At 63.8% G+C, this 24,497-nt stretch carries 24 protein-coding genes; 20 read left to right on the top strand and 4 right to left on the bottom strand.

The features are described from left to right. The first annotated feature begins 5 nt into the window (after positions 1 to 5). Genes HV681_RS10470 through HV681_RS10460 form a run of 3 tightly spaced genes read left to right on the top strand, consistent with a single transcriptional unit; the run spans position 6 to position 2,581 of the window. Positions 6 to 980: a diacylglycerol/lipid kinase family protein gene (locus tag HV681_RS10470; protein ID WP_175123023.1), complete on the top strand. Its 975-nt coding sequence runs from the start codon at positions 6 to 8 to the stop codon at positions 978 to 980. Next, positions 977 to 1,768, top strand: coding sequence for a metallophosphoesterase family protein (locus HV681_RS10465; protein WP_175123022.1), 792 nt, complete (start codon positions 977 to 979; stop codon positions 1,766 to 1,768). The genes HV681_RS10470 and HV681_RS10465 overlap by 4 nt, the downstream gene beginning before the upstream one ends. Before the next feature lie 45 nt (positions 1,769 to 1,813). After that, positions 1,814 to 2,581, top strand: a complete 768-nt coding sequence (locus HV681_RS10460; protein ID WP_175123021.1) for a phosphatase PAP2 family protein — start codon at positions 1,814 to 1,816, stop codon at positions 2,579 to 2,581. Here the strand turns inward: HV681_RS10460 and HV681_RS10455 are convergent. Genes HV681_RS10455 through HV681_RS10445 form a run of 3 tightly spaced genes read right to left on the bottom strand, consistent with a single transcriptional unit; the run spans position 2,552 to position 4,037 of the window. Further along, positions 2,552 to 2,986 carry an NAD(P)-binding domain-containing protein gene (locus HV681_RS10455; RefSeq protein WP_175123020.1) on the bottom strand — a complete coding sequence of 145 codons (435 nt, stop codon included), beginning with the start codon at positions 2,984 to 2,986 and terminating at the stop codon, positions 2,552 to 2,554. The two genes, HV681_RS10460 and HV681_RS10455, sit on opposite strands and share 30 nt — an antisense overlap. Next, positions 2,983 to 3,426: a PaaI family thioesterase gene (locus HV681_RS10450; protein ID WP_175123019.1), complete on the bottom strand. Its 444-nt coding sequence runs from the start codon at positions 3,424 to 3,426 to the stop codon at positions 2,983 to 2,985. Before HV681_RS10450 ends, HV681_RS10455 begins: the two co-directional genes overlap by 4 nt. Beyond that, a complete protein-coding gene (locus HV681_RS10445; RefSeq protein WP_175123018.1) occupies positions 3,423 to 4,037 on the bottom strand; it encodes a TetR/AcrR family transcriptional regulator in 615 nt (204 codons plus the stop codon). Before HV681_RS10445 ends, HV681_RS10450 begins: the two co-directional genes overlap by 4 nt. A gap of 456 nt (positions 4,038 to 4,493) precedes the next feature. Between HV681_RS10445 and HV681_RS10440 the strand changes: the two genes are divergently transcribed. The 17 genes from HV681_RS10440 (at position 4,494) to HV681_RS10360 (ending at position 23,508) form a co-directional block, all read left to right on the top strand. Beyond that, positions 4,494 to 5,615, top strand: coding sequence for a porin (locus HV681_RS10440; protein ID WP_175123017.1), 1,122 nt, complete (start codon positions 4,494 to 4,496; stop codon positions 5,613 to 5,615). Positions 5,616 to 5,908: 293 nt separating this feature from the next. Then, a complete protein-coding gene (locus HV681_RS10435) occupies positions 5,909 to 6,268 on the top strand; it encodes an NADH-quinone oxidoreductase subunit A (protein ID WP_006217959.1) in 360 nt (119 codons plus the stop codon). Between the two features lie 39 nt (positions 6,269 to 6,307). Continuing rightward, positions 6,308 to 6,784, top strand: coding sequence for a NuoB/complex I 20 kDa subunit family protein (locus HV681_RS10430; RefSeq protein ID WP_006217960.1), 477 nt, complete (start codon positions 6,308 to 6,310; stop codon positions 6,782 to 6,784). A 79-nt stretch (positions 6,785 to 6,863) separates the two neighbouring features. Continuing rightward, positions 6,864 to 7,490, top strand: a complete 627-nt coding sequence (locus tag HV681_RS10425) for an NADH-quinone oxidoreductase subunit C (protein WP_175123016.1) — start codon at positions 6,864 to 6,866, stop codon at positions 7,488 to 7,490. Between the two features lie 3 nt (positions 7,491 to 7,493). Beyond that, the gene (locus HV681_RS10420) at positions 7,494 to 8,750 is read left to right on the top strand and encodes an NADH-quinone oxidoreductase subunit D (RefSeq protein ID WP_175123015.1); all 1,257 of its coding nucleotides are present in this window, start codon (positions 7,494 to 7,496) and stop codon (positions 8,748 to 8,750) included. Positions 8,751 to 8,797: 47 nt separating this feature from the next. Continuing rightward, on the top strand, positions 8,798 to 9,292 hold the full coding sequence (nuoE, locus tag HV681_RS10415) for an NADH-quinone oxidoreductase subunit NuoE (RefSeq protein ID WP_056321718.1): 495 nt from the start codon (positions 8,798 to 8,800) through the stop codon (positions 9,290 to 9,292). Beyond that, a complete protein-coding gene (gene nuoF / locus HV681_RS10410; RefSeq protein WP_175123014.1) occupies positions 9,289 to 10,656 on the top strand; it encodes an NADH-quinone oxidoreductase subunit NuoF in 1,368 nt (455 codons plus the stop codon). The genes nuoE and nuoF overlap by 4 nt, the downstream gene beginning before the upstream one ends. A 15-nt stretch (positions 10,657 to 10,671) precedes the next feature. Beyond that, complete coding sequence (gene nuoG / locus HV681_RS10405; RefSeq protein WP_175123013.1) at positions 10,672 to 12,999, top strand: NADH-quinone oxidoreductase subunit NuoG; 2,328 nt, start codon at positions 10,672 to 10,674, stop codon at positions 12,997 to 12,999. Continuing rightward, positions 12,999 to 14,072, top strand: coding sequence for an NADH-quinone oxidoreductase subunit NuoH (gene nuoH, locus HV681_RS10400; protein ID WP_175123012.1), 1,074 nt, complete (start codon positions 12,999 to 13,001; stop codon positions 14,070 to 14,072). Before nuoG ends, nuoH begins: the two co-directional genes overlap by 1 nt. Before the next feature lie 20 nt (positions 14,073 to 14,092). Continuing rightward, positions 14,093 to 14,581 carry an NADH-quinone oxidoreductase subunit NuoI gene (gene nuoI / locus HV681_RS10395; RefSeq protein WP_008161196.1) on the top strand — a complete coding sequence of 163 codons (489 nt, stop codon included), beginning with the start codon at positions 14,093 to 14,095 and terminating at the stop codon, positions 14,579 to 14,581. 17 nt (positions 14,582 to 14,598) lie between these two features. Beyond that, on the top strand, positions 14,599 to 15,249 hold the full coding sequence (locus HV681_RS10390) for an NADH-quinone oxidoreductase subunit J (RefSeq protein WP_175123011.1): 651 nt from the start codon (positions 14,599 to 14,601) through the stop codon (positions 15,247 to 15,249). Next, the gene (gene nuoK / locus HV681_RS10385; protein WP_006217969.1) at positions 15,246 to 15,554 is read left to right on the top strand and encodes an NADH-quinone oxidoreductase subunit NuoK; all 309 of its coding nucleotides are present in this window, start codon (positions 15,246 to 15,248) and stop codon (positions 15,552 to 15,554) included. Before HV681_RS10390 ends, nuoK begins: the two co-directional genes overlap by 4 nt. Positions 15,555 to 15,571: 17 nt before the next feature. Continuing rightward, on the top strand, positions 15,572 to 17,617 hold the full coding sequence (gene nuoL / locus HV681_RS10380; RefSeq protein WP_175123010.1) for an NADH-quinone oxidoreductase subunit L: 2,046 nt from the start codon (positions 15,572 to 15,574) through the stop codon (positions 17,615 to 17,617). Further along, on the top strand, positions 17,614 to 19,116 hold the full coding sequence (locus HV681_RS10375; RefSeq protein WP_175123009.1) for an NADH-quinone oxidoreductase subunit M: 1,503 nt from the start codon (positions 17,614 to 17,616) through the stop codon (positions 19,114 to 19,116). Before nuoL ends, HV681_RS10375 begins: the two co-directional genes overlap by 4 nt. Before the next feature lie 9 nt (positions 19,117 to 19,125). Then, a complete protein-coding gene (nuoN, locus tag HV681_RS10370) occupies positions 19,126 to 20,610 on the top strand; it encodes an NADH-quinone oxidoreductase subunit NuoN (protein WP_175123008.1) in 1,485 nt (494 codons plus the stop codon). 16 nt (positions 20,611 to 20,626) lie between these two features. Next, positions 20,627 to 20,956, top strand: a complete 330-nt coding sequence (locus tag HV681_RS10365; RefSeq protein ID WP_105237731.1) for a DUF2818 family protein — start codon at positions 20,627 to 20,629, stop codon at positions 20,954 to 20,956. A gap of 290 nt (positions 20,957 to 21,246) precedes the next feature. After that, positions 21,247 to 23,508 carry a TonB-dependent receptor gene (locus tag HV681_RS10360; RefSeq protein ID WP_175123007.1) on the top strand — a complete coding sequence of 754 codons (2,262 nt, stop codon included), beginning with the start codon at positions 21,247 to 21,249 and terminating at the stop codon, positions 23,506 to 23,508. Positions 23,509 to 23,618: 110 nt separating this feature from the next. Here HV681_RS10360 and serB read toward each other — a convergent pair whose 3' ends face one another. After that, the gene (gene serB, locus HV681_RS10355) at positions 23,619 to 24,476 is read right to left on the bottom strand and encodes a phosphoserine phosphatase SerB (protein ID WP_175123006.1); all 858 of its coding nucleotides are present in this window, start codon (positions 24,474 to 24,476) and stop codon (positions 23,619 to 23,621) included. Positions 24,477 to 24,497 lie beyond the last annotated feature (21 nt).

Raw genomic sequence — 24,497 nt, 5'->3', positions numbered from 1 at the left:
GTCGCATGACGCCATCCGAGCAGAGCCCGGCACCAGCGGCTCGACCCCTTACGGGAAAAGAACCGTTATTCATCGTCCTCAATAAAGGATCGGGGCGCGGCGACGCGCAGGTCTTGCAGGACACCATCCGGACAATCCTTAACGAGGCCGGGCGGCGCTACGAACTCATGCCGGTCGGCGATCCGTCGCGGCTGACGGACTTGGCGCGCCAGGCGGTCAAGCGCGCCCAGGACGAGCAGGGCGTCGTCATCGCCGCGGGCGGCGACGGCACGCTCAATGCCGTTGCGTCCACGGTGCTGGGACAGGGCGTGCCGTTCGGCATCCTGCCGCAAGGCACCTTCAACTACTTCGGCCGCACCTACGGCATTTCGCAAGAAACCGAGGTGGCGCTGCGCGGCTTCCTGCAAGGCACCATCCGGCCCGTTCAGGTCGGCCTGCTGAACGGCCGACTGTTTCTCGTCAACGCCAGCCTCGGCCTGTATCCGCAACTGCTCGAAGACCGCGAGGCCTACAAGCAACGCTACGGGCGCAGGCGCTGGGTTGCGCTGTGGTCAGGCCTGGTCACGCTCTGGCGCCAGCCGCGCCAGCTGGGGTTGCAGCTCGAATTCGAGGGCAAGTCGCGCAGTCTGCGGTCGCCGACGCTGGTCGTGGGCAACAACAAGCTGCAACTGGAACACATCGGCATCGAGAACGACGAGCTCGACCGCAACCGGCTGATCGCCATGGCGGCGCGGCCGGTGGGCACGCTGGCCCTGTACGGTCTGCTGGTGCGCGGTTTGCTCAGCCGGATGGGCGACGCCGAGAACGTCATCAGCTTCGCCTTCGACAAGCTGACGGTCGGTGTGCGCGGGCGCCGCCGGGTCAAGGTGGCGATGGACGGCGAGATATCCTGGATGGACACGCCGCTTGAATTCAAGGTGGCGAGCGATCGCCTGCCCCTGGTGGTGCCGGCGGACCCCGAGCTTCTGGATCGCTCATGACGCGGATCCTGCATTTGTCGGACACCCATTTCGGCACGGAACGCAAGGCGGTCGTCGAAGCCGTGCTGGACCTGGCGCGGCAGTTGTCGCCCGATCTGGTGGTGCTCAGCGGCGACATCACCCAGCGCGCGCGCCGCAGCCAATTCGCCGCCGCACGCCGGTTCATCGAGCGTCTGGCGCTGCCCGTGCTGGCGGTACCCGGCAATCACGACATCCCGCTGTACAACGTATTCGCACGCGCCCTCAATCCCTACGGCAACTACAAGCGCGCGCTGGGCCCGATCCTCGAGCCCGTGTTCGAAAACGATGGCGTGCTCGCCATCGGGGTGAACACCACGCGGCCAAAACGCCACAAGGATGGCGAGATCTCCGATGCGCAGATCGCTCGCGTCGCCCAGCGGCTGCGCCAGGCCCGGCCGGGCCAGTTGCGCCTCGTCGTGGCACACCACCCGGTGCGCGCCAAGGTCGAATCGGACCTGTCCAATCTGCTGATCGGCCGGGAGCGTGCGCTGTCGGCCTGGGCCCAGGCGGGTGTCGACCTGGTGCTGGGCGGTCACATACACTTGCCCTACGTGCTGCCGCTGACCGCGCCCACCGGACCGGCCGGCTGGATCGTCCAGGCCGGGACGACCTGCTCGCACCGGGTGCGGGGCACCGTGCCCAACTCGCTGGGCGTGATCACCCGCTCTGAAGAGGAAGGCCAGCAGGTCTGCCACGTCGAGCGGTGGGATTACGCGGCGGGCGCGCATGCCTTCGCGCCGGTCGACAAGACCCTGGTCTCGTTGTAGCAGGGGGCGCGGCCCCCGCGCACCTTTCTTTTTGATGGCGCATACATGACCGATGTCTACGCGGCATGGGCCGCAGCCCATGCCCTCTCTTTGTTTGTCGCGCTGCCGCTGGTCGCGGGCGGCGTGGCGCTGCTCTTCATGCGCTGCCATGGCCGCCTGTCCGGCAACGGCCGTGCCGCGCTCTTCGCCGCGACGGCGGGCATATCCTTTGCGTTGTTTCTGGCGCTGGCCCTGGCCGTCGAAAGCCGCGGGACGATCGTGGCGTTCGACAGCGCGCTCGCCAATGCGCTCAGCATGTCCATGTCGACGTCCATGCTTTGGCTGCTGTCCTGGATCACGTATCTAGGTGACCGCAACCTGCTCACGGTCGTCGCCGTGTTGATGACGCTTGCGCTGCTATGGAGCGGGTCGTGGCAGCTCGCGCTCTTCTGCGCGGTCGCGACCGGCCTGAACGGCGCGCTGAACTGGCTGTTCAAACACACGTTCGAGCGCGTGCGGCCCGACCACGATCACGGCTACGCCATGGCGACCGGTTGGAGCTTCCCCAGCGGCCACTCTTCGGCGGCAATGGCTGTGTACGGCACGGCCTGCTACCTGATGTGGCGATTCGCGCCACCCGCGTGGCGTCTGCCCTGCGTGGCGTTCATGGCCGCGCTCATCATGGCCATCGGTCTCAGCCGCATCCTGCTGCAGGTGCATTTTGCGAGCGATGTCGTAGCCGGGTTCGCGGTCAGCCTGGGATGGCTGGTCCTGTGCGTGGCGGCCGTCGAACGGCTGCACGTGTCAGGCAGGACGGTTCAGCGCGTCCAGTAGGCGCGCCTCGATGCCGTCCGCGGCGGGCGCCTGCATGGGCGCGCAGGTGTAGCGCCCGCCCGCGCAGGCGATCGCGCGGTCAAGCTGCCGCATCCGGTCGGCGGGTGGCGGGTCCAGATCGATGATCAACTTGCCGGCAATGGGCGCAGTGACCTGTCCGTCGCTGAAGCGTTCCAGCGTGCGATCGATCTCGCGCTCCCGGGGCAGGGCCAGCACGATGGTGTCTGACTCCGCCAGGGCTTCGCGCGCCGAGGTCGCCAGCGTCGCGTTGCCACGGAAATCTTCGCACCGCTCCGCCTCGATGTCATAGAGGGTCAGCGCAATGTCGGGCTCGGCGGCCAGCAGCCGCCGCGCGGCCATCGTGCCGATCCTGCCCATGCCGACGATGCTGACGCGCGGACTCATGGCTTGGGCACCGACCACGTGCTCACGATATGCGCGACCGGCTCGTCCGAGCCTTCGCCGGTCAGCACGACTTCGCCCGCGGAAAGCCGGCCTACCTTGAGCAGCCGGGCATGCGCATGGATGGCGCCTGCCGGACTTTTGCGCAGGAAATTGATGGTCAGGCTGGCCGTGACCGCGTGGGCCTGCCCGGTGGCGCCCACGACTGCCGCATACATGGCCAGGTCGGCCAGTCCCATCAGCATCGGTCCGGCAACAATGCCGCCCAGCCGCTGGTGCGTGTCCCGGGCGGGCAGCACGGCGTGCGCCGTGCCGTGGCCGATGTGCAGCACATCGATCCCCAGCAGCATCGAGAACGGATGCTGGTCGGCAAGCAGCACGTGAAAGTCGGCAAGGCTGATCTGCGGCGCGCGCGCATCGGCGGCGAGGGCGGTTGCGGTCATCGTTGTTCCAGGGCGTGGCAATAGTTGTCCAGCAGCGCATCGGCCTGCTGGCCCAGCGACTTGAGGCGGCGGGTGTGCACCAGCAGCAACAGTCCCATCAAATAGGTGAACACGTTCATCTGCTCGGCCTGAACGGTCTCGTCCCGCCAGCCTTTTGTGCGCGACAGCGCCTGGCCGATCAGATCGATACATTGCCGCAACCGGCCATTGAGCTTTTCGTCCATATCCCGGCCCAGCCCCCGCGGACCCAGTCCCTGGAACAGATACATCCCCAGCGAAAAATCCGTGCGCCGCTGCGCGTAGTACGCAAAAAACGCCCCGATCACGCCGCGCGCGGCCGACTGCGGCGTCTCGGCATTGCCCGCCTGCGCCAGATGCGCGTGCAGCCGTTGCAGCGATCCGTCCAGCAGTTCCCCGTAAAGCGCCTCCTTGCCGGAGAACCAGGGATAAATGGCGCCCGTCGTGCAACCTGCCTCTTTGGCGATGGCCCGGATCGTCGTCTTTTCCAGACCATCCCGTTCAAACACGCGCTGCGCGGCGTCCAGGATGATCTGCCTGCGCAGGGCGCTCAGGCGTTCGTTGCGGTCGGCACGAGGGGAAGGGGTGGACATGGCGCTCAGCGGCTATACGGTGCCAACGATCATATCGACGATTTTTATTAATAACAACGTTATTAGCGCCGCACGTGATTACGATGATCTTCAGTGCCGGCATCATCCCGGCCGCTCCGGTTTAGCGCTGCATGGCAGCCGGAGCCGCGAAGAAAGTAGCGTGATAAATGGGTTTTGGAATTGCCCGGAAAATTGGGGGCAGGGCCGAAAGTCGCATGGTTGCGCGCTCGGGCAGTTCGGTAAGGGAAAGCCCTAGCGTTGCGCGGCAAGCATCAGCGGGATGTTGCAACTTCCCAACAAGCCTGTCGCAAACCTGCACTTTTCTGATGCCGACCATAGCCAGTCCCCCCGATTTTTGATGCAATAGCGTCAACTTCCCTTCGCGGAGTTAGGGGGGCGGCAGGCTGGTTTGCTGGATTGCTGCTCTTGTCACTCAAATCAACGGAGATTTCTTAAATGAAAAAGACTCTGCTCGCTGCCGCCCTGCTCGCCGGTTTCGCCGGTGTCGCCCAGGCAGAAACGTCTGTCACCCTGTACGGTATCATCGACACGGGCCTCGGCTACAACCGTATCAGCGGTGCTGGCGATGCTGTTAACGGCAGCCGCTTCGGCATGATCAACGGCGTCCAAAACGGTTCGCGCTGGGGTCTGCGTGGTTCGGAAGATCTGGGTGACGGCCTGCGCGCTGTTTTCCAACTGGAATCGGGCTTTGACTCGGGTAACGGCCGTTCGGCTCAAGGTGGCCGTCTGTTCGGTCGTCAAGCCACCGTCGGTCTGGCCAGCGACAGCTGGGGCCAACTGGACTTCGGTCGTCAAACCAACATCGCTTCGAAGTACTTCGGTTCGATCGATCCGTTCGGCGCTGGCTTCGGTCAAGCTAACATCGGTACCGGTCTGAGCGCCGCCAACACGCAGCGCTACGACAACATGGTCATGTACCAAACCCCGTCGTTCAGCGGCTTCCAATTCGGCGCCGGCTACTCGTTCAGCGCCGACGACACGAAGACGACCGAAACCGGCTTCAAGACCGCCGACAACACCCGCGCCATCACCGCTGGTCTGCGCTACGTCAACGGCCCGTTGAACGTCGCTCTGTCGTACGACCAACTGAACGCCTCGAACCGTCTGACGACCGAAGCTACCGACGCTACCCCGCGTTCGTACATGATCGGTGGTTCGTATGACTTCGAAGTGGTCAAGCTGGCCCTGGTCTACGGCCGCACCACCGATGGCTGGTTCGCTGGCCCCGGCGTGAACGGCAACTCGATCCTGTCGGCAACCGCCAGCGGCATCAGCAACGTGTTCGCTGACGGCTTCAAGGCCAACTCCTACCTGGTCGGCCTGTCGGCCCCCATCGGTGGCGCTTCGAACGTCTTCGGTTCGTGGCAGCGTGTTGACCCGTCGAACGACAAGCTGACGGGCGACGATGCCAACATGAACATCTACTCGCTGGGCTACACCTACGACCTGTCCAAGCGTACCAACCTGTACGCCTACGGTTCGTACGCCACCAACTACGCCTTCCTGGACGACGTCAAGTCGACCGCCGTCGGCATCGGTGTGCGTCACCGCTTCTAATCCAATGCAGGGCGCAAGCCCTGTGTGGATTTAAAGCAAAAGCGAACGGGCCTCGGCCCGTTCGCATGAACCACCCTTTTGGGGGTGGTTTTTTTTCGTCTGCGCACTGAATTCAGGCATACTACGGCTTCGTGTCGTTCGAGCCGCACATGCTCGACATGCACCGACGAAAGCTGCAATTGTTCCATTTGAGGAATGCAGTCTTTCGCCTGCTATTCAAGCTACAGAGTTCAGCCGGAAGTAACCGCGCGAATGCTACAATCCTAAGGTTTGCGCATTTGACGGACGCCTGAATGAACCTGCAACAGTATTTTCCCGTCCTGCTGTTTATCGTAGTGGCCACCCTTATCGGGTTCGCGCTTCTAACGGCCGGCTCCCTCCTTGGCCCGCGGCGTCCTTACGCTGAGAAGCTCTCGCCTTACGAGTGCGGCTTCGAAGCGTTTGAAGATGCACGCATGAAGTTTGACGTGCGCTACTACCTCGTGGCGATTCTGTTCATTCTTTTCGACCTGGAAATCGCGTTCCTGTTCCCGTGGGCCATTGCCCAGGGCACCGTCGGACTCGTCGGTTTCTGGACGGTCATGGTTTTCCTCGCCGTGTTGACCGTCGGCTTCATCTACGAATGGAAAAAGGGCGCGCTGGATTGGGAGTGACCTTCGGGTTCATTTCACAGCACGTTATCAGAGACGAATATGGCTATAGACGGCATTCTCAAGCAAGGGTTCATCACCACCAGCGCCGACAAGTTCCTGAACTGGGCGAAGACCGGTTCGATGTGGCCCATGACCTTCGGTCTGGCCTGTTGCGCGGTTGAGATGATGCACGCGGGCGCAGCCCGCTATGACCTGGACCAATTCGGCATCATCTTCCGGCCCAGCCCGCGCCAGTCCGATCTTATGATCGTTGCCGGCACGCTGTGCAACAAGATGGCGCCCGCGCTGCGCAAGGTCTACGACCAGATGCCCGAGCCGCGCTGGGTGGTTTCCATGGGCTCCTGTGCCAATGGCGGCGGCTACTACCACTACTCGTATTCGGTGGTGCGTGGCTGTGATCGCATCGTACCGGTAGACGTCTACGTGCCGGGCTGCCCGCCCACGGCCGAGGCGCTGGTCTACGGCTTGCTGCAAATGCAGAACAAGATCCGTCTGACCAACACGATTGCGCGCTGATGCTTCGTCAGGTCCGATGGCAGGCCTCAGCCGCCTCGAACCTGCGAAACCAGCGTATCGGTTCACCTAAGCGTACAAGATGATGACCAGGCTCGAATCCCTGAAAAACAATTTGCAGACCACCCTCGGCGCGGACATTGCGCTGACCGAGGCGCTGGGCGAGCTGACGCTCGAAGTGCCCGCGGAGCAGTGGTTCTCCGTCTGCAACAAGCTGCGCACCGAAGCCGGCCTGCGCTTTGAAACCTGTATCGACCTCTGCGGCGTCGACTACCTGACCTGGGGCAACGGCACGCGCCAGATGCCCGAGGAAACCAACGTCCGCATCCACCGCTCGCGTTATGCCGTGGTGGCGCACCTGCTCTCCCTCGAGAACAACTGGCGGCTGCGCGTGCGCACGTGGGCGCCTGACGACGAGTTCCCGATGGTCGCCTCGCTGATGGAATGCTGGCCCACGGTCGGCTGGTTCGAGCGCGAAGCCTTCGATCTGTACGGCATCGTCTTTGAAGGCCATCCGGACCTGCGCCGCATCCTCACCGACTACGGCTTCATCGGCCATCCGTTCCGCAAGGACTTCCCGCTGTCGGGCACCGTCGAAATGCGCTACGACCCCGAGCAGCGGCGCGTCATTTACCAGCCGGTCACGATCGATCCGCGCGAGATCACCCCGCGCGTGGTCCGCGAAGACACCTACGGCATGGGGCGTTGAATCATGGCAGACATCAAGAACTACACCCTGAACTTCGGTCCTCAACACCCGGCCGCGCACGGCGTGCTGCGCCTGGTGCTCGAGCTTGACGGCGAAGTCATCCAGCGCGCCGATCCGCACATCGGCCTGCTGCACCGCGCCACTGAAAAACTGGCCGAGCACAAGACCTACATCCAGGCGCTGCCCTACATGGACCGCCTGGACTACGTGTCCATGATGTGCAATGAGCACGCCTACGTCATGGCCATCGAAAAGCTGCTGGGCGTCGAAGCCCCGCTGCGCGCGCAGTACATCCGCGTGATGTTCGATGAAATCACGCGTCTGCTGAACCACCTGATGTCGCTGGGCTCGCACGCCCTGGACGTGGGCGCGATGGCGGTGTTCCTGTACGCCTTCCGTGAACGCGAAGACCTGATGGACTGCTACGAAGCGGTCTCGGGCGCGCGCATGCACGCGGCCTACTACCGGCCGGGTGGCGTCTATCGCGACCTGCCGGATTCCATGCCGCAGTACGGCGACTCCAGCAAGTTCCGTGGCGACAAGGAAATGCGCGTCATGAACGAAGCGCGTTCGGGTTCGCTGCTGGACTTCATCGAAGACTTCACCAACCGCTTCCCCGGCTGCGTCGACGAGTACGAAACCCTGCTCACCGACAACCGCATCTGGAAGCAGCGTCTGGTCGGCATCGGCGTGGTCGATCCCGAGCGCGCCAAGGCGCTGGGCTTTACCGGCCCGATGCTGCGCGGTTCGGGCGTCGCCTGGGACCTGCGCAAGACGCAGCCCTACGAAGTCTACGATCTGCTTGATTTCGACATCCCCGTGGGTGTCAACGGCGACTGCTACGACCGCTACCTGGTCCGCATCGCCGAGATGCGCCAAAGCAATCGCATCATCCGCCAGTGCGTGGAATGGCTGCGCAACAATCCCGGCCCGGTCATGATCGAGAACCACAAGATCGCCCCGCCGTCGCGTACCGCCATGAAGACCAACATGGAAGAGCTGATCCATCACTTCAAGCTCTTCACTGAAGGTTTCCACGTGCCCCCGGGCGAGGCGTTCGCCTCGGTGGAGCACCCGAAGGGCGAATTCGGCATCTATCTGGTGTCCGACGGCGCCAACAAGCCTTACCGCCTGAAGATTCGGGCGCCTGGCTTTGTCCACCTGCAAGCGCTGGATGAAATGTCGCGTGGCCACATGATCGCCGACGCCGTCACCATCATTGGCACGCAGGACATCGTTTTCGGCGAGATCGATCGCTGATCCGCCCAGACAGTCACGAGCACGCCCGCATAACCCGGATTCAAACTATGCTGCTTTCCGAACAGGCCTACCAGAAAATCGACCGTGAACTGGCCAAGTTCCCGGCCGACCAGCGGCAGTCCGCCATCATGGCCTCGCTTGCCATCGCGCAAGAAGAGAAGGGCTGGTTGGCTACCGAAGTCATCGAAGACGTGGCCAACTACATTGGCGTTCCGCCCATCGCGGTCCAGGAAGTCGCCACGTTCTACAACATGTTCGACGTCAAGCCCGTCGGCAAGAACAAGATCGCCGTCTGCACGAACCTGCCCTGTGCCTTGCGCGACGGCGACCGCGCCGGCGAATACCTCAAGCGCAAGCTGGGCGTCGACTATCGCCAGACCACCGAAGACGGCCAGTTCACGCTGGTCGAAGGCGAGTGCATGGGCGCCTGCGGCGACTCCCCCGTGCTGATCGTGAACAACAAGCATATGTGCGTGCGCATGACCGACGAGAAGCTGGACGCGCTGGTCGCGGCCCTCAAGCAGCAAGGAGAGTCGGCATGAACGCGCCTGACCTGTACAAGCAGTTCGCGCAGGGGCTGGATCCCAACCCCCTGAACGACCTGTCCAACTCGATGGCCCTGCACGGCCGCCACCTGCAGCCGCAGATCATGGCCGACGTCGACGGCGCCAACTGGCGCCTGGCCGACTACGTCAAGCGCGGCGGCTACGAAGCCCTGAAAAAGATCCTGACCACCGGCATGAAGCCGGAAGACGTGATCGCCGAAGTCAAGGCGTCGGGTCTGCGCGGCCGTGGCGGCGCGGGCTTCCCGACCGGTCTGAAGTGGAGCTTCATGCCGCGCGCCTTCCCGGGCCAGAAGTACCTCGTCTGCAACTCCGACGAAGGCGAGCCCGGCACGTTCAAGGACCGCGACATCCTGCGCTTCAATCCGCACATCGTGATTGAAGGCATGGCGATCGCGGCCTACGCCATGGGCATCAGCGTCGGCTACAACTACATCCACGGCGAAATCTTCGAAGTCTACGAGCGCTTCGAAGAAGCGCTGGAAGAGGCGCGTGCCGCCGGCTTCCTGGGTGACCGCCTGTTCGGTTCCGACTTCAGCTTCCAGCTCCACGCTTTCCACGGTTACGGCGCCTACATCTGCGGCGAAGAAACCGCGCTGCTGGAATCGCTGGAAGGCAAGAAGGGCCAACCGCGCTTCAAGCCGCCGTTCCCGGCCAGCTTCGGCCTGTACGGCAAGCCCACCACCATCAACAACACGGAAACGTTCGCGGCGGTGCCGTGGATCATCCGCAACGGCGGCCAGGCCTACCTGGAAGTCGGCAAGCCGAACAACGGCGGCACCAAGCTGTTCTCGATCACCGGCGACGTCGAGCGTCCCGGCAACTACGAGATCCCGCTGGGCACCCCATTCTCGACGCTGCTGGAACTGGCTGGCGGCATGCGCGGCGGCAAGAAGCTGAAGGCGGTCATCCCCGGCGGCTCGAGCGCCCCGGTCCTGCCCGCCGACATCATGATGGAATGCACGATGGACTATGACTCCATCGCCAAGGCCGGCTCGATGCTCGGCTCTGGCGCTGTGATCGTCATGGACGAGACGCGCTGCATGGTGAAGTCGCTGCTGCGTCTGTCGTACTTCTATTTCGAGGAAAGCTGCGGCCAGTGCACGCCGTGCCGCGAAGGCACCGGCTGGCTCTACCGCATGGTGCACCGCATCGAAAACGGTCAAGGCCGTCCGGAAGATCTGGAGCTGCTGGACAACGTGGCCCTCAACATCATGGGCCGCACCATCTGCGCCCTCGGTGACGCCGCCGCCATGCCCGTCCGTGGCTTCCTCAAGCATTTTCGCGACGAATTCGCGCACCACATCGAGCACAAGTCTTGTGTGGTCCCGCAATATCTGTAGGTCTCAGGAACAGCAATGGTTGAACTAACCGTCGACGGCAACAAGGTCGAAGTGCCCGAAGGCAGCATGGTCATGCATGCCGCCCAGAAAGTCGGGCTTTACGTGCCGCATTTCTGCTACCACAAGAAACTGTCCATCGCGGCCAACTGCCGGATGTGCCTGGTTGAAGTGGAAAAAGCGCCCAAGGCGCTGCCCGCCTGCGCCACGCCCGTGACCAACGGCATGGTCGTCCACACCTGCTCTGAGAAGGCTCGCGCCGCTCAGAAGTCGGTGATGGAATTCTTGCTCATCAATCACCCCCTCGACTGCCCGATCTGCGATCAGGGCGGCGAATGCCAGCTGCAGGATCTGGCCGTGGGCTACGGCGGATCTTCCTCGCGTTACCAGGAAGAAAAGCGCGTCGTGTTCCACAAGGACCTGGGCCCGCTGGTTTCCGCCGAGGAAATGTCGCGCTGCATCCACTGCACCCGCTGTGTGCGCTTCGGCCAGGAAATCGCCGGCGTCATGGAACTGGGCATGCTGGGCCGTGGCGAGCACTCCGAAATCACCACCTTCGTGGGCCGTTCGATCGAGTCCGAACTGTCGGGCAACATGATCGACATCTGTCCGGTGGGCGCGCTGACCTCCAAGCCCTTCCGCTACAGCGCCCGCACCTGGGAACTGGCTCGCCGCCGTTCGGTCAGCCCGCACGACAGCCTGGGCGCCAACCTTGTCGTCCAGGTCAAGGGCGACCGCGTGATGCGCGTGGTCCCGTTCGAAGACGAAGCCGTCAACGAATGCTGGATCAGCGACCGCGACCGCTTCTCGTACGAAGGCCTGAACAGCGACGACCGCCTGTCCGCCCCGATGATCAAGGGCACCGATGGCAAGTGGCAGGAAGCCTCGTGGGCCGACGCCCTGCAAGCCGTGGCCCAAGGCCTGTCGCGCGTGCGTGACAGCTTCGGCGCCGGCCAGATCGGCGCGCTGGCGTCCGAATACGCCACCACCGAGGAATACGCGCTGCTGGGCCGCCTGGTCCGCTCGCTGGGTTCCGAGAACATCGACTTCCGTCTGCGCCAGACCGACCCGGCCTTTGACGCCGCGCTGACCGGCGCGCCGTGGCTGGGCATGCCCATCGCCGAACTCGACAACCTGGACCGCGTCCTGGTCGTCGGCTCGTTCCTGCGCAAGGACCATCCGCTGATGGCTCAGCGTCTGCGTCAAGCCGCCAAGCGTGGCACGCAGATCCTGATGGTCGACAGCGCCGCCGACGATCCTCTGATGCCCGTCACGGCGCGCATCACCGTGGCCCCGTCGGAACTGGCGCGCGCGCTGGCCGAAGTGGTCGTCGCGCTGGCCCAGGCCAAGGAACAGGCCGTGCCGGCCGAGTTCGCCTCGGTCACGCCGGGCGAAAACGCCAAGCTCATCGCCGCCAGCCTTGCGTCCGGCGCCAACACCGCCGTGCTGATGGGCAACCTGGCTGTCGCCAGCGCCCAGGCCACCACGCTGGCCGCCAACGGCCGTGCCGTGGCGGACCTGTCCGGCGGCAAGTTCGGCTTCCTGACCTCGGGCGGCAACACGGTCGGCGGTTACCTCGCCGGCGCCATCCCGGGCAAGGGCGGCAAGACCGCCGCGGCCATGCTCGCCGAACCGCTCAAGGCCTACATCGTCCTGCACGCCGAACCGCTGCTCGACGCCGACAACGGCCAGCAAGCCATCGCCGCGCTGCGCGGCGCGCAGTTCGCCGTCGCGCTCACGCCTTACCGTTCGGCCGCCGCTGAATGGGCCGACGTGATGCTGCCGGTGTCGCCGTTCACGGAAACCTCGGGCACGTTCGTCAACGCCCAAGGCCTGGCCCAGAGCTTCAAGGGCACGGTCACGCCGTTCGGCCAGACCCGTCCGGGCTGGAAGGTTCTGCGCGTGCTGGGCAACGTCCTGCACCTGGCCGGCTTCGATGACGAGACCTCCGAGTCCGTGCGCGACGCCGTGCTGGCCAGCGGCGTCGAAGGCCGTCTGTCCAACGACGTCAAGGCCCCGCTGGGTCTGGGCCAGGCGCTCACCGGCCTGGAACGCGTCGCCGATGTGCCGATCTACCGCACGGACGCCATGGTGCGCCGTTCGGAACCGCTGCAGGCCGCGCCGGCTTCGAAGAAGCCCGCCGCCGCCATGAACGGCCGCACCCTCACCAGCCTGGGCCTGACGGCCGGGGTCAAGGTGCGCGTGTCGGCCGGGCAGGGCGCCGTCGAACTGGAAACCGTGCAGGATGATGCCGTGGCCGATCGCGCCGTGCGCATTTCCGCCGCCTTCGAAACTACCGCTGCCCTGGGTGGCGCATTTGGTCAAATCAGCGTGGAGCGTGCCTGATGGAATGGCTCAATGTTCTTGAAAGCCACGGTCAGGCGTTGCTGGGTCCGACGGTCTGGATGGTCCTCTGGACCCTCGTCAAGATCGTCATCATTGCGGTGCCCATCATCCTGTGCGTGGCCTACCTGACGTACTGGGAACGCAAGATGATCGGCGCCATGCACGTGCGCATGGGCCCCAACCGCGTCGGTTTCAAGGGGCTGCTGCAGCCGTTTGCCGACGTCTTCAAGCTGCTGACCAAGGAAGTCGTGGTCCCCAGTCAGGCCAACAAGGTGCTGTTCATCGTGGCCCCCGTGGTCACGCTGATGCCGGCGCTGGCGGCCTGGGCTGTCGTGCCCTTCGGTCCCGACGTCGTGCTGGCCAACGTCAACGCCGGCCTGCTGTACATCATGGCCATCACGTCCATCGGCGTGTACGGCGTGATCGTCGCCGGCTGGGCATCCAACTCCAAGTACGCGTTCCTGGGCGCACTGCGCGCCTCGGCCCAGATGCTGTCGTATGAATTGGCCATCGGCTTCGTGCTGGTGACGGTGCTGCTGGTGTCGGGCAGCCTGAACATGTCCGAGATCGTGCACGTGCAGAACCGCGGCTGGTTTGCCGAAAAGGGTCTGACGTTCATGTCGTGGAACTGGCTGCCGCTGCTGCCGCTGTTCGTGATCTACGTGATCTCGGCCGTTGCCGAAACCAACCGTCACCCGTTCGACGTCGTGGAAGGCGAATCCGAAATCGTGGCCGGCCACATGGTCGAATACTCGGGCATGGCATTCGCGCTGTTCTTCCTGGGCGAATACGCCAACATGATCCTGCTGTCGTGCATGGCATCGATCATGTTCCTGGGCGGCTGGGCTTCCCCGATCGATATCGCGCCGCTGACCTGGATTCCGGGTTGGATCTGGCTGGGTCTCAAGACGTTCTTCGTGGTCTCGTTGTTCGTGTGGTTCCGGGCCTCGTTCCCGCGCTACCGCTATGACCAGATCATGCGCTTGGGTTGGAAAATCTTCATCCCGCTGACCGGCGTCTGGCTGGTCGTGGTGGCGATCTGGATGCAGACGCCCTGGAACATTTGGCGCTAAGCGCCAAGCAGAGGCAGGATATGGAAGCGATCAAGGATTTCTTCGGCAGCCTGATGCTGACCGAGTTGCTCAAGGGCATGCGCCTCACGGGCAAGTATTTTTTCAAGCGCAAGGTCACCTTGCGCTACCCCCAGGAAAAGACCCCTGCGTCGCCGCGTTTCCGCGGCCTGCACGCGCTGCGCCGCTACCCCAACGGGGAAGAGCGCTGCATCGCGTGCAAGCTGTGCGAAGCCGTGTGCCCGGCGTTGGCGATCACGATCGAGTCCGACCAGCGCGACGACGGCACCCGCCGCACGACGCGCTACGACATCGATCTGACCAAATGCATTTTCTGCGGCTTCTGTGAGGAAAGCTGCCCCGTGGACTCCATCGTGGAAACGCACATCCACGAATACCACGGCGAAAAGCGCGGCGACCTGTATTTCACCAAAGACATGCTGCTCGCCGTGGGCGACCGCTACGAAGCCGACATCGCCCGCCGCCGGGCCGAAGACGCGCCTTACCGCTGAAGCCCAGGGTCTGATCCATGACTTTTACCACTGTCCTTTTCTACATACTGGCCGCCGTGCTGGTGATCGCGGCGTTCCGCGTGATCACCGCGCGCAGCGCGGTCACCGCCGTTCTGCATCTGATCCTGGCGTTCGCCAACGCGGCCATGCTGTGGATGCTGCTGGGCGCCGAGTTCCTGGCGCTGCTGCTGGTGCTGGTGTACGTGGGCGCCGTGATGGTGCTCTTCCTCTTTGTCGTGATGATGCTCGACATCCGCATGGACACCCTGCGCCAGGGCATGAAGACCTACCTGCCGCTCGGCCTGGTCATCGGCGTCGTGCTCGTGCTGGAAGTGTCCTTCGTGCTGGGCACCATCTGGTACGGTTCCGGTCCCCAGGCGCAACTGCCCGCCGACTACAACAACGCCCGCGCGCTCGGCGAAGCGATGTACACGCAATACATCTACGCCATTGAAGTCGGCGCTGCGTTGCTGCTGGTTGGCATGGTTGCCGCGATTGCGCTGACCCTGCGCCGCCGCCGCGACGTCAAGTACAACGACCCGGTCGCCGCTGTCCGCGTGCGTTCGAAGGACCGCTTCCGCATGGTGAGCATGCCCGCCCAGAGCGAGCGCGCCCAGGCCAAGCGTGACGCCTCGAACGGTGCCGCGCCCCAAGGAGAAAAACAATGACGCTGACGCTGGCCCACTATCTGATCCTTGGCGCGATCCTGTTCGCGATCGGGATCTTCGGCATCTTCCTGAACCGCCGCAACCTGATCATTCTCCTGATGTCCATCGAGCTGGTGCTCCTGGCCGTCAACATGAACTTCGTGGCGTTCTCCAGCTGGTTCGGCGACACCGCCGGCCAGGTGTTCGTGTTCTTCATCCTGACCGTGGCCGCCGCTGAAGCGGCGATCGGCCTGGCCATTTTGGTGCTGCTGTTCCGCAACCTGAACACGATCAACGTTGACGAACTCGATCGCCTGAAGGGCTGACGGGGTATTGGAAGAAAATGTCTAGCTCACCCAATCTCTACCTGCTCATCGCGCTGGCGCCGCTGGCCGGAGCAATTCTCGCGGGCCTCTTCGGCACCGGGTTCCTCGGCCGGCCCATCGGCCGCCGCGCCTCGCACGTCATCACCATCCTGGGCGTGCTCATCTCCGCCATCGGTTCGGTGGTGGTGCTGGGCGACGTGCTGAACGGTCTGCGTTTCGACGGCGCCGTCTACACCTGGAGCCTCATCGGCCAGACCAAGCTGGAAATCGGCTTCCTGATCGATCCGCTGTCGGCCATGATGATGGTCGTGGTGACTTCCGTGTCGCTGATGGTGCACATCTACACCATCGGCTACATGGCTGACGATCCCGGCTACCAGCGCTTCTTCTCGTACATCTCGCTGTTCACGTTCTCCATGCTGATGCTGGTGATGTCGAACAACATGGTGCAGCTGTTCTTCGGCTGGGAAGCGGTGGGTCTGGTGTCCTACCTCCTGATCGGTTTCTGGTACACCCGTCCGACGGCGATCTTCGCCAACATGAAGGCGTTCCTGATCAACCGCGTCGGCGACTTCGGCTTCGTGCTCGGCATCGGCCTGCTGTTCGCTTACGCCGGCACCATGCACTACGGTGAAGTCTTCGCGCAGGCCGACAAGCTGGCCGCCATGACGCTGCCCGGTTCCGACTGGATGCTGCTGACCGTCGCGTGTATCTGCCTGTTCATCGGCGCCATGGGCAAATCGGCCCAGGTTCCGCTGCACGCCTGGCTGCCCGACTCGATGGAAGGCCCGACCCCGATCTCCGCGCTGATCCACGCCGCCACCATGGTGACGGCCGGCATCTTCATGGTCGCGCGTTTCTCGCCGCTGTTCGAACTGTCGGACACCGCGCTGTCGTTCATCATCGTGATCGGCGCCATCGGCGCGCTGTTCCTGGGCATCCTGGGCATCATCCAGAACGACATCAAGCGCGTCGTCGCGTACTCCACGCTGTCGCAGCTGGGTTACATGACCGTGGCGCTGGGTGCGTCGGCCTACTCGGTCGCGATCTTCCACCTGATGACCCACGCGTTCTTCAAGGCGCTGCTGTTCCTGGGCGCTGGTTCGGTCATCATTGGCATGCACCACGACCAGGACATCCGCAACATGGGCGGCCTGCGCAAGTACATGCCCATCACCTGGATCACCTTCCTGCTGGGTACGCTGGCGCTCGTCGGCACGCCGTTCTTCTCGGGTTTCTACTCGAAGGAAAACATCATCGAAGCCGCCGGCCAGGCCAACGTCTGGGGCGCGAGCTTTGCCTACTATGCCGTCCTGATCGGCGTGTTCGTCACCTCGCTGTATTCGTTCCGCGTGTACTTCCTGGTCTTCCACGGCAAGGAACGCTTCGACACCAGCGATCACGGCCACGGCCACGGTCACGACGCGCATGGCCATGACGACCATGGTCACGACGACCACGGTCACGGCCATCACGGCGGCAAGCCGCACGAGTCGCCCTGGGTGGTCACGCTGCCGCTGATCCTGCTGGCGATTCCGTCGGTGTTCATCGGAGCCTGGGCGGTCGATCCCATGCTGTTCGGCAAGTTCTTCGACGGCGTCATCAAGGTCCTGCCGCAGCAGCATCCCGCGATGCACGTGCTGAGCGAGGAATGGCACGGCTGGGTCGCCTATGGCCTGCATGCCTTCCAGACCCTGCCGTTCTGGCTGGTCGTGGCTGGTTTCGTGATCTCCTGGTACTGCTACCTGATCAACCCGAAGGTGCCGGCCGCCATCAAGGCCAACCTGTCGGGCGTGAACAAGATCCTCGAGAACAAGTACTACGTGGATTGGGTGAACGAGCAGATCATTGCGCGTGGTCTGCGCTGCCTGGGCCGCGGCCTGTGGCAGACCGGTGACCGCGGCATCATCGACGGCATCCTGATCAACGGCAGTGCCCGCGTCGTGGGCTGGGTGGCAGCCATCAGCCGCCACCTGCAGTCCGGCTTCATCTATCACTACGCGTTCGCAATGATCATCGGCGTCATGGCGCTGGTGACTTTCTTTGTGCTGATTCCCCAATGATGGCAAGCGAGATGGCATCCAACACTTTTCCCTGGCTTACGCTTGCGATCTTTGTCCCGATCGTATTCGGCCTGCTGGTGCTGGCGGTGGGCCGTGACGACCGTCCCGGCCTGACGCGCGGCCTGTCGCTCGTCGGCTCGATCGCCGGCTTCCTAGTCACGATTCCGCTCTACACCGGTTTTGATTCCTCCACGGCCGCCATGCAGTTCGTGGAGAAGGCCTCCTGGATCGAAGCCTTCAACGTCAATTACCACCTGGGCATCGACGGCATCTCGATGTGGTTCGTGCTCCTGACCGCGTTCATCACCATCATCGTGGTGCTGGCCGGCTGGGAAGTCATCACGAGCCGCGTCGCGCAATACATGGCCGCCTTCCTGATCCTGTCGGGTCTTATGGTTGGCGTGTTCTGCGCGCTGGACGGCATGCTGTTCTACGTGTTCTTCGAAGCCACGCTGATCCCGATGTACATCATCATCGGCGTCTGGGGCGGCGGAAACCGCGTGTACGCGGCGTTCAAGTTCTTCCTGTACACCCTGATGGGTTCGCTGCTGACGCTGATCGCGTTCGTCTACCTCTGGAATGTGTCGGGCGGTTCGTTCGACATCCTGACTTGGCAGCAGACCAAGCTGGGCTACACCCCGCAGATCCTGATCTTTGTGGCGCTGCTGGCTGCGTTTGCCGTCAAGGTGCCGATGTGGCCGGTCCACACGTGGTTGCCGGACGCCCACGTGGAAGCGCCCACGGGCGGCTCCATCGTGCTGGCCGCGATCATGCTGAAGCTGGGCGCCTACGGTTTCCTGCGTTTCTCGCTGCCCATCGCGCCTGACGCCTCGCACAGCCTGGCCGGCATGATGATCACGCTGTCGCTGATCGCCGTGATCTACATCGGTCTGGTCGCGATCGTCCAGGAAGACATGAAGAAGCTGGTGGCCTATTCGTCGGTCGCCCACATGGGCTTCGTCACGCTGGGCTTCTTCATCTTCAACACGGCCGGCGTCGAAGGCGCCATCGTGCAGATGATCTCGCACGGCTTCGTGTCGGGCGCCATGTTCATGTGTATTGGCGTTCTCTATGACCGCATGCACTCGCGCCGCATCGCCGACTACGGCGGCGTGGTCAACGTGATGCCGCGTTTTGCCACGTTCTTCATCCTGTTCTCGATGGCCAACAGCGGCCTGCCGGCCACCAGCGGCTTCGTCGGCGAATTCATGGTGATCATGGGCGCGGTCGAGCACAACTTCTGGATCGGCCTGCTTGCAGCCACTGCCCTGATCCTGGGCGCGGCGTACTCGCTGTGGATGGTCAAGCGCGTCGTCCTGGGCGATGTCGCCAACGACCACGTGCGCGAGCTGACCGATATCAATCGCCGCGAATTCGTGATTCTTGGCGTGATGGCGATCGCCGTGTTGTACATGGGGATCTATCCCAAGCCCTTCACCGACGTGATGCACGTGTCGGTCGAGGCCCTGCTGCAACACGTTGCCGTCTCGAAACTGTAAGACAAGACAATGATGCAATCCCAAATCGATTTCGCCCTGGCGACACCGGAAATCCTTCTGCTGATTTTCGGCCTGGCTATTTTGCTCATCGACGCGGTCAGCAATCACCCCGAGCGCAAGCCGACGTTCCTGCTGACCATGCTTGCCCTGGGCGTGCTGACCGTCGTGTCGGCCGTGCAGTGGAAGAATGGCGTGGCTGGCTCGACGTTCAACGGCCTGTACGTCACGGACGAGCTGTCGCACCTGCTCAAGATCGCCTCGTATCTTGCCGTCGGCGTAACGCTGATCTATGGCCGCGTGTATGCGCAGGTCCGCGACATGATGCGCGGCGGCGAACTGTACGTGCTGACGCTGTTCGCGCTGCTGGGTCAGATGGTCATGATTTCCTCCGGGAATCTGATCTCGATCTACCTGGGCCTGGAACTGATGTCGCTGGCGCTGTACGCGCTTATCGCCCTGCGCCGTGACAACGTCGTGGCCACCGAAGCCGCCATGAAGTACTTCGTGCTGGGCGCGCTGGCCTCGGGTTTCCTGCTGTACGGCATGTCCATGATCTACGGCGCCACGGGTCACCTCGACCTGACCGAAGTGTCCAACGTCATCGCCGCCGGCAAGGCCGAGAAGATGGCGCTGGTGTTCGGCATCGTGTTCCTCGTGTCGGGTCTGGCGTTCAAGCTGGGCGCCGTGCCGTTCCACATGTGGGTGCCGGATGTCTACCAGGGCTCGCCGACCGCCGTCACGCTGATCCTGGGCGGCGCGCCCAAGCTGGCCGCCTTTGCGATCACGCTGCGTCTGCTGGTTGATGGTCTGCACGGCCTGGCCACGGATTGGCAACCGATGTTGATGATCCTGGCGGTGCTGTCGCTGGCCATCGGCAACCTGACCGCCATTGCCCAGACCAACTTCAAGCGCATGCTGGCTTACTCGACCATCTCGCACATGGGCTTCGTGCTTCTGGGCCTGATGTCGGGCTCGGTGGCCGGCAAGCCGGAACTGTCGTCGGCCGCCTACGGCGCCTCGCTGTTCTACATGCTGACCTACGTGCTGACCACGCTCGCCAGCTTCGGCATCGTGCTGCTGCTGTCGCGCCAGGGCTTCGAGTGCGAGCACATCGACGACCTGAAGGGCCTGAACCGCCGCAGCCCGTGGCATGCCGCCATCGTGCTGCTGCTGATGTTCTCGCTGGCCGGCATCCCGCCGCTGGTGGGCTTCTATGCCAAGCTGGCCGTGCTGCAGTCGCTGGTTGCCGCGGGCCACGTCACGCTGGCGGTGGTGGCGGTGCTGTTCTCGCTGATCGGCGCTTTCTACTACCTTCGCGTGGTCAAGGTCGTCTACTTTGACGAGCCGGCGGCCGACGCTGCCCCGATGGTGGCCACGGCCGGCCAACGCGGCGTGCTGTCGATCAACGGCGCCCTGATCCTGGTGCTGGGCCTGTTGCCCGGCGGCTTGATGGCGCTGTGCGTGCAAGCCATCCGCTCGTCGCTGACCCTCTAACGGACGGAGTGCAGCCATGAACCAGACGCTGGCGGTATGGCTGTTGATCGCGCTGGCGCTTGTCAGCGCGAATCTTCCCTTCCTGACCGAGCGCGTCTTTGCCGTGCTGCCCTGGAAGCAGGGCGGGGCGGCGGCTGTCAAGCCGTTCTGGATGCGCCTGATCGAAGTGCTGGTGTTCTACGCCATCGTCGGCGCGCTGGGCTTTGCGTTCGAGTCCACGCTGGGCAACCGCTTCGCCCAGACCTGGGAGTTCTACGCGATCACGCTCAGCCTGTTTCTGGTGCTGGCGTATCCCGGGTTTGTGTACCGGTATCTCTTCAAGCGGCATCCGCGTCTGCGGACCTGACGACGCAGCAGCCTGCCTGCATATGGACGCACCAAGACGCCCCGATCGGGGCGTTTTTTATGTGTGCAGCAACCTCCGCGTCGACTTTGCCTCGCGCAAAATCCGGCCGCAATCCGCCCCTTTTTTGATCTCCGATCCGTTCAGGATTTTGAGCAAGATCAAAGCTGTTGTTTTTTTATCCTTTTGATTTGGAAGGGGCTTTCATTCAGGTTTCATTCAGCGCCTCCGTTCAGAATCGCAAACAACAAAAAAACAAGAATCGTTGTTATTTACGTTCTGGAGAAGTCTGCTTGAAGCCCCAAGATTCGTATTCGCTGAATACGCTCGCCACCTCGCTGGCCGCCGCCATTGCCGCGCCCGCGTTGTTCGTCAGCCCCTATGCCGCAGCCCAGTCCGCCGACACCGGCGTGACGCAGTTGTCGCCTGTCCGCGTCGAGGGCGAAAGCTCGTCCTATCAGACCTCGACCGCGCAGTCGCCGAAGATGACCGCGCCTTTGCTGGACACGCCGCGGACGGTGCAGGTTGTGCCGCAGCAGGTGATCCAGGATCAGGCCGCGTCGACCTTGCAGGACGTGCTGCGCAACTCGCCGGGCATCACGTTCGGCGCCGGCGAAGGCGGCCGTCCGGGCGGCGACTTGCCGATCATCCGCGGCCAGAACTCCGCCGGCAGCATTTTCCTGGACGGCATCCGCGACAGCAGCACCCAGGTGCGCGATACGTTCAATCTGGAGCAGGTCGAAATCATCAAGGGGCCGGACTCGGTGTACTCGGGCCGGGGCGGCGCGGGCGGCAGCATCAACATGGTCAGCAAGGCGCCCAAGACCACGGACTTCACCGAAGCCACGGCGCAGATCGGCACGGACAACAACTACCGCGCCACCATCGACAGCAACTGGCGCCTGGGCGACAAGGCGGCGTTCCGCCTGAACGTGATGGGCAACAAGGGCGACACGCCGGGCCGCGATGATGCCGTGGACTTCGAGCGCTGGGGCGTTGCGCCGTCGCTGATGCTGGGCGTGGGCACGCCGACCCGCATCACGCTGAGCTACTACCACTATCAAGACGACAGCATGCCCGACTACTCCATTCCGTATGACCCGAAGTCGGGCCAGCCGGTGACGGAGACGATGGGCGTGAGCCGCAAGTCGTTCTACGGCCTGACCGGGCGCGACTTCATGAAGACGCGCGATGACGTCGCCACGGTGGACTTCCAGCACGACTTTTCCGACAAGCTGCAACTGCGCAACGTGACGCGCTATGGCCGCGGCACGACCGACTTTGCAGCGACCAATCCCGACGACAGCAAGGGCAACATCCCGAACGGCCTGGTGTACCGTGCGCTCAAGTCCGGCTACTACGTCACCAAGACCTTCGCCAACCAGACGGACCTGACGGGTGAATTCGAGACCGGCAGCCTGAAGCACTCGTTCGACCTGGGATTTGAGTACAGCAACATCAAGCAGGACAAGGACAGCTACACCCAGACGATCGCCCGCGGCCCGATGGACTGCAAGGTCAGCGCAACCGACCTGTCGAACCCGGCGCTGTGCACGTCGCTGTGGGATCCGAATCCCCACGACGACTACACCGGCAAGCTGACGCGCAACAACAATCCCGCCGTCTACAACACGGACACGCTGGCGCTCTACGGCTTTGACACCATCAAGTTCAACGAGCAATGGCAGGCGAGCCTGGGCGCGCGCTGGGACAACTACCGCACCAGCGGCAGCAACATCGCGCGCGGCCGCAGCGATCCGGCCAGCACGCCCGCGTTCTACAGCACGAGCCGCGAGGACAACCTCTTCAACTACCAGGTCGGCCTGGCGTACAAGCCGGTGCCCAACGGCACCATTTACGCCACGTACGGCACCTCGTCCACGCCGTCCGCCATTGCCGGCGGCGCGATCAGCGATGCGACGTCACTGTCGACGTCTTCGCTGGAACCGGAAAAGAGCCGCACGGTGGAGCTGGGCACGAAGTGGCAGGTGTTCGACGACAAACTGACGCTGTCGGCCGCGGCGTTCCAGGACATCCGCAAGAACACCAGCGTTGCCGTGTCCGCGACCGAAGTGGCGCAGGTGGGCGAAGCCAAGGTGCGCGGCATCGAACTCGGATTCTCGGGCGCCATCACGCCCAAGTGGAATGTGTTCGGCGGCTACACCTTCATGGACAGCGAAATGACCAAGGGCGCGTACAACAGCGGCGCCGTCGGCCAGGACCTGCCCAACACGCCGCGCAATGCCTTCAGCCTGTGGACGACCTACAAGGTCCTGCCCAAGCTGACGGTGGGCGGCGGCGCGTATTACGTCGACAAGGTGTACGGCAACTCGGACGCCACGAAGAACGCCGACGGTACGCCCAAGGCGCGCTGGGTGCCTTCGTACTGGCGCTTCGACGCGATGGCCGGCTACGAATTCAACGAGCACTTCTCGGCGCAGTTGAACGTGCTGAACATCTTCGATGAGACGTACTACACGAAGGCCTATGCCGCGCACTATGCGGCGCTGGGCACGGGCCGGGCGGCGCTGCTGTCGCTGCGCGTGCGGTACTGATCAAAGGGCGCCGCGTCCGTGGCGCCGACTTGCATGAAAAAAGCCACCTCATTTATTGAGGTGGCTTTTGCTTTGGGGAAGGGGCCGGTGTCAGACACCCTGTCGCAGGATCAGCTTTCGAACCAGTTCAGCACGCCGTCCAGCCCCGAGACATTGAGCGCATAGCGCGTCTGCTGACGCACCAGCGGCTTGGCGTGGTAGGCCACCGGGAAGCCGGCGTTGGCCAGCATCTTCAGGTCGTTGGCGCCGTCGCCCATGGCGATGATCTGGTCCGTCGAGGCGCCGTGCGTGCGCGCGAACTCGCGCAGGTGCGTGGCCTTGGCGTCGGCGTCCAGGATGTCGCCCAGCACGCGGCCGGTCAGCACGCCATTTTCGATCTCGAGCGTGTTGGCATGAGCGCTGTCCAGGTTCAGCCGGGCGCGCAGGCGCTCGGTGAAGAAGGTGAAGCCGCCCGACACCAGCAGCACCTTGATGCCGGCGGCCTGGGCCGTGGTGATCAGACGCTCGGCGCCCGGATTCAGGCGCAGCTTTTCCTCGTAGACCTCGTCCAGCGCGCCAGCGGGCGCGCCCTTGAGCAGCGCAACCCGGCGGCGCAGGCTTTCCGCGAAATCCTTGATCTCGCCGCGCATGGCGGCTTCGGTGATCTCCGACACCTTGTCCTTCACGCCCACCACGCCCGCGATCTCGTCGATGCACTCGATGTTGATCAGGGTCGAGTCCATGTCCATGGCCAGGATCTTGCAGTGGGCCAGCTTCAGGCCGGAGGGCACGAAGGCAGCGTCGACGCCGCGCGCTTCGGCCCAGGCGCCCACCACGGCGCGCGTCTCGTCGTCGTGTTGCACGTCGAGCAGGCGGGCGGCGGTGTTGCTGATGCGCGCCACGCCCTGGGCCTGGGCCAGCGCGGCAAGCTGCTCCGCATGTTCGATGGCGAGGCCGGGGGATTGGACGACGAGATTGTGGGTAGTCATGGCGGATGGGTAAGGGTGTCG

This window comes from Achromobacter animicus (assembly GCF_902859585.1).
Taxonomy (GTDB): domain Bacteria; phylum Pseudomonadota; class Gammaproteobacteria; order Burkholderiales; family Burkholderiaceae_B; genus Achromobacter; species Achromobacter animicus.
Note: the sequence above shows the minus strand (reverse complement) of the source record. Positions and strands in the feature narration are given on the sequence as shown.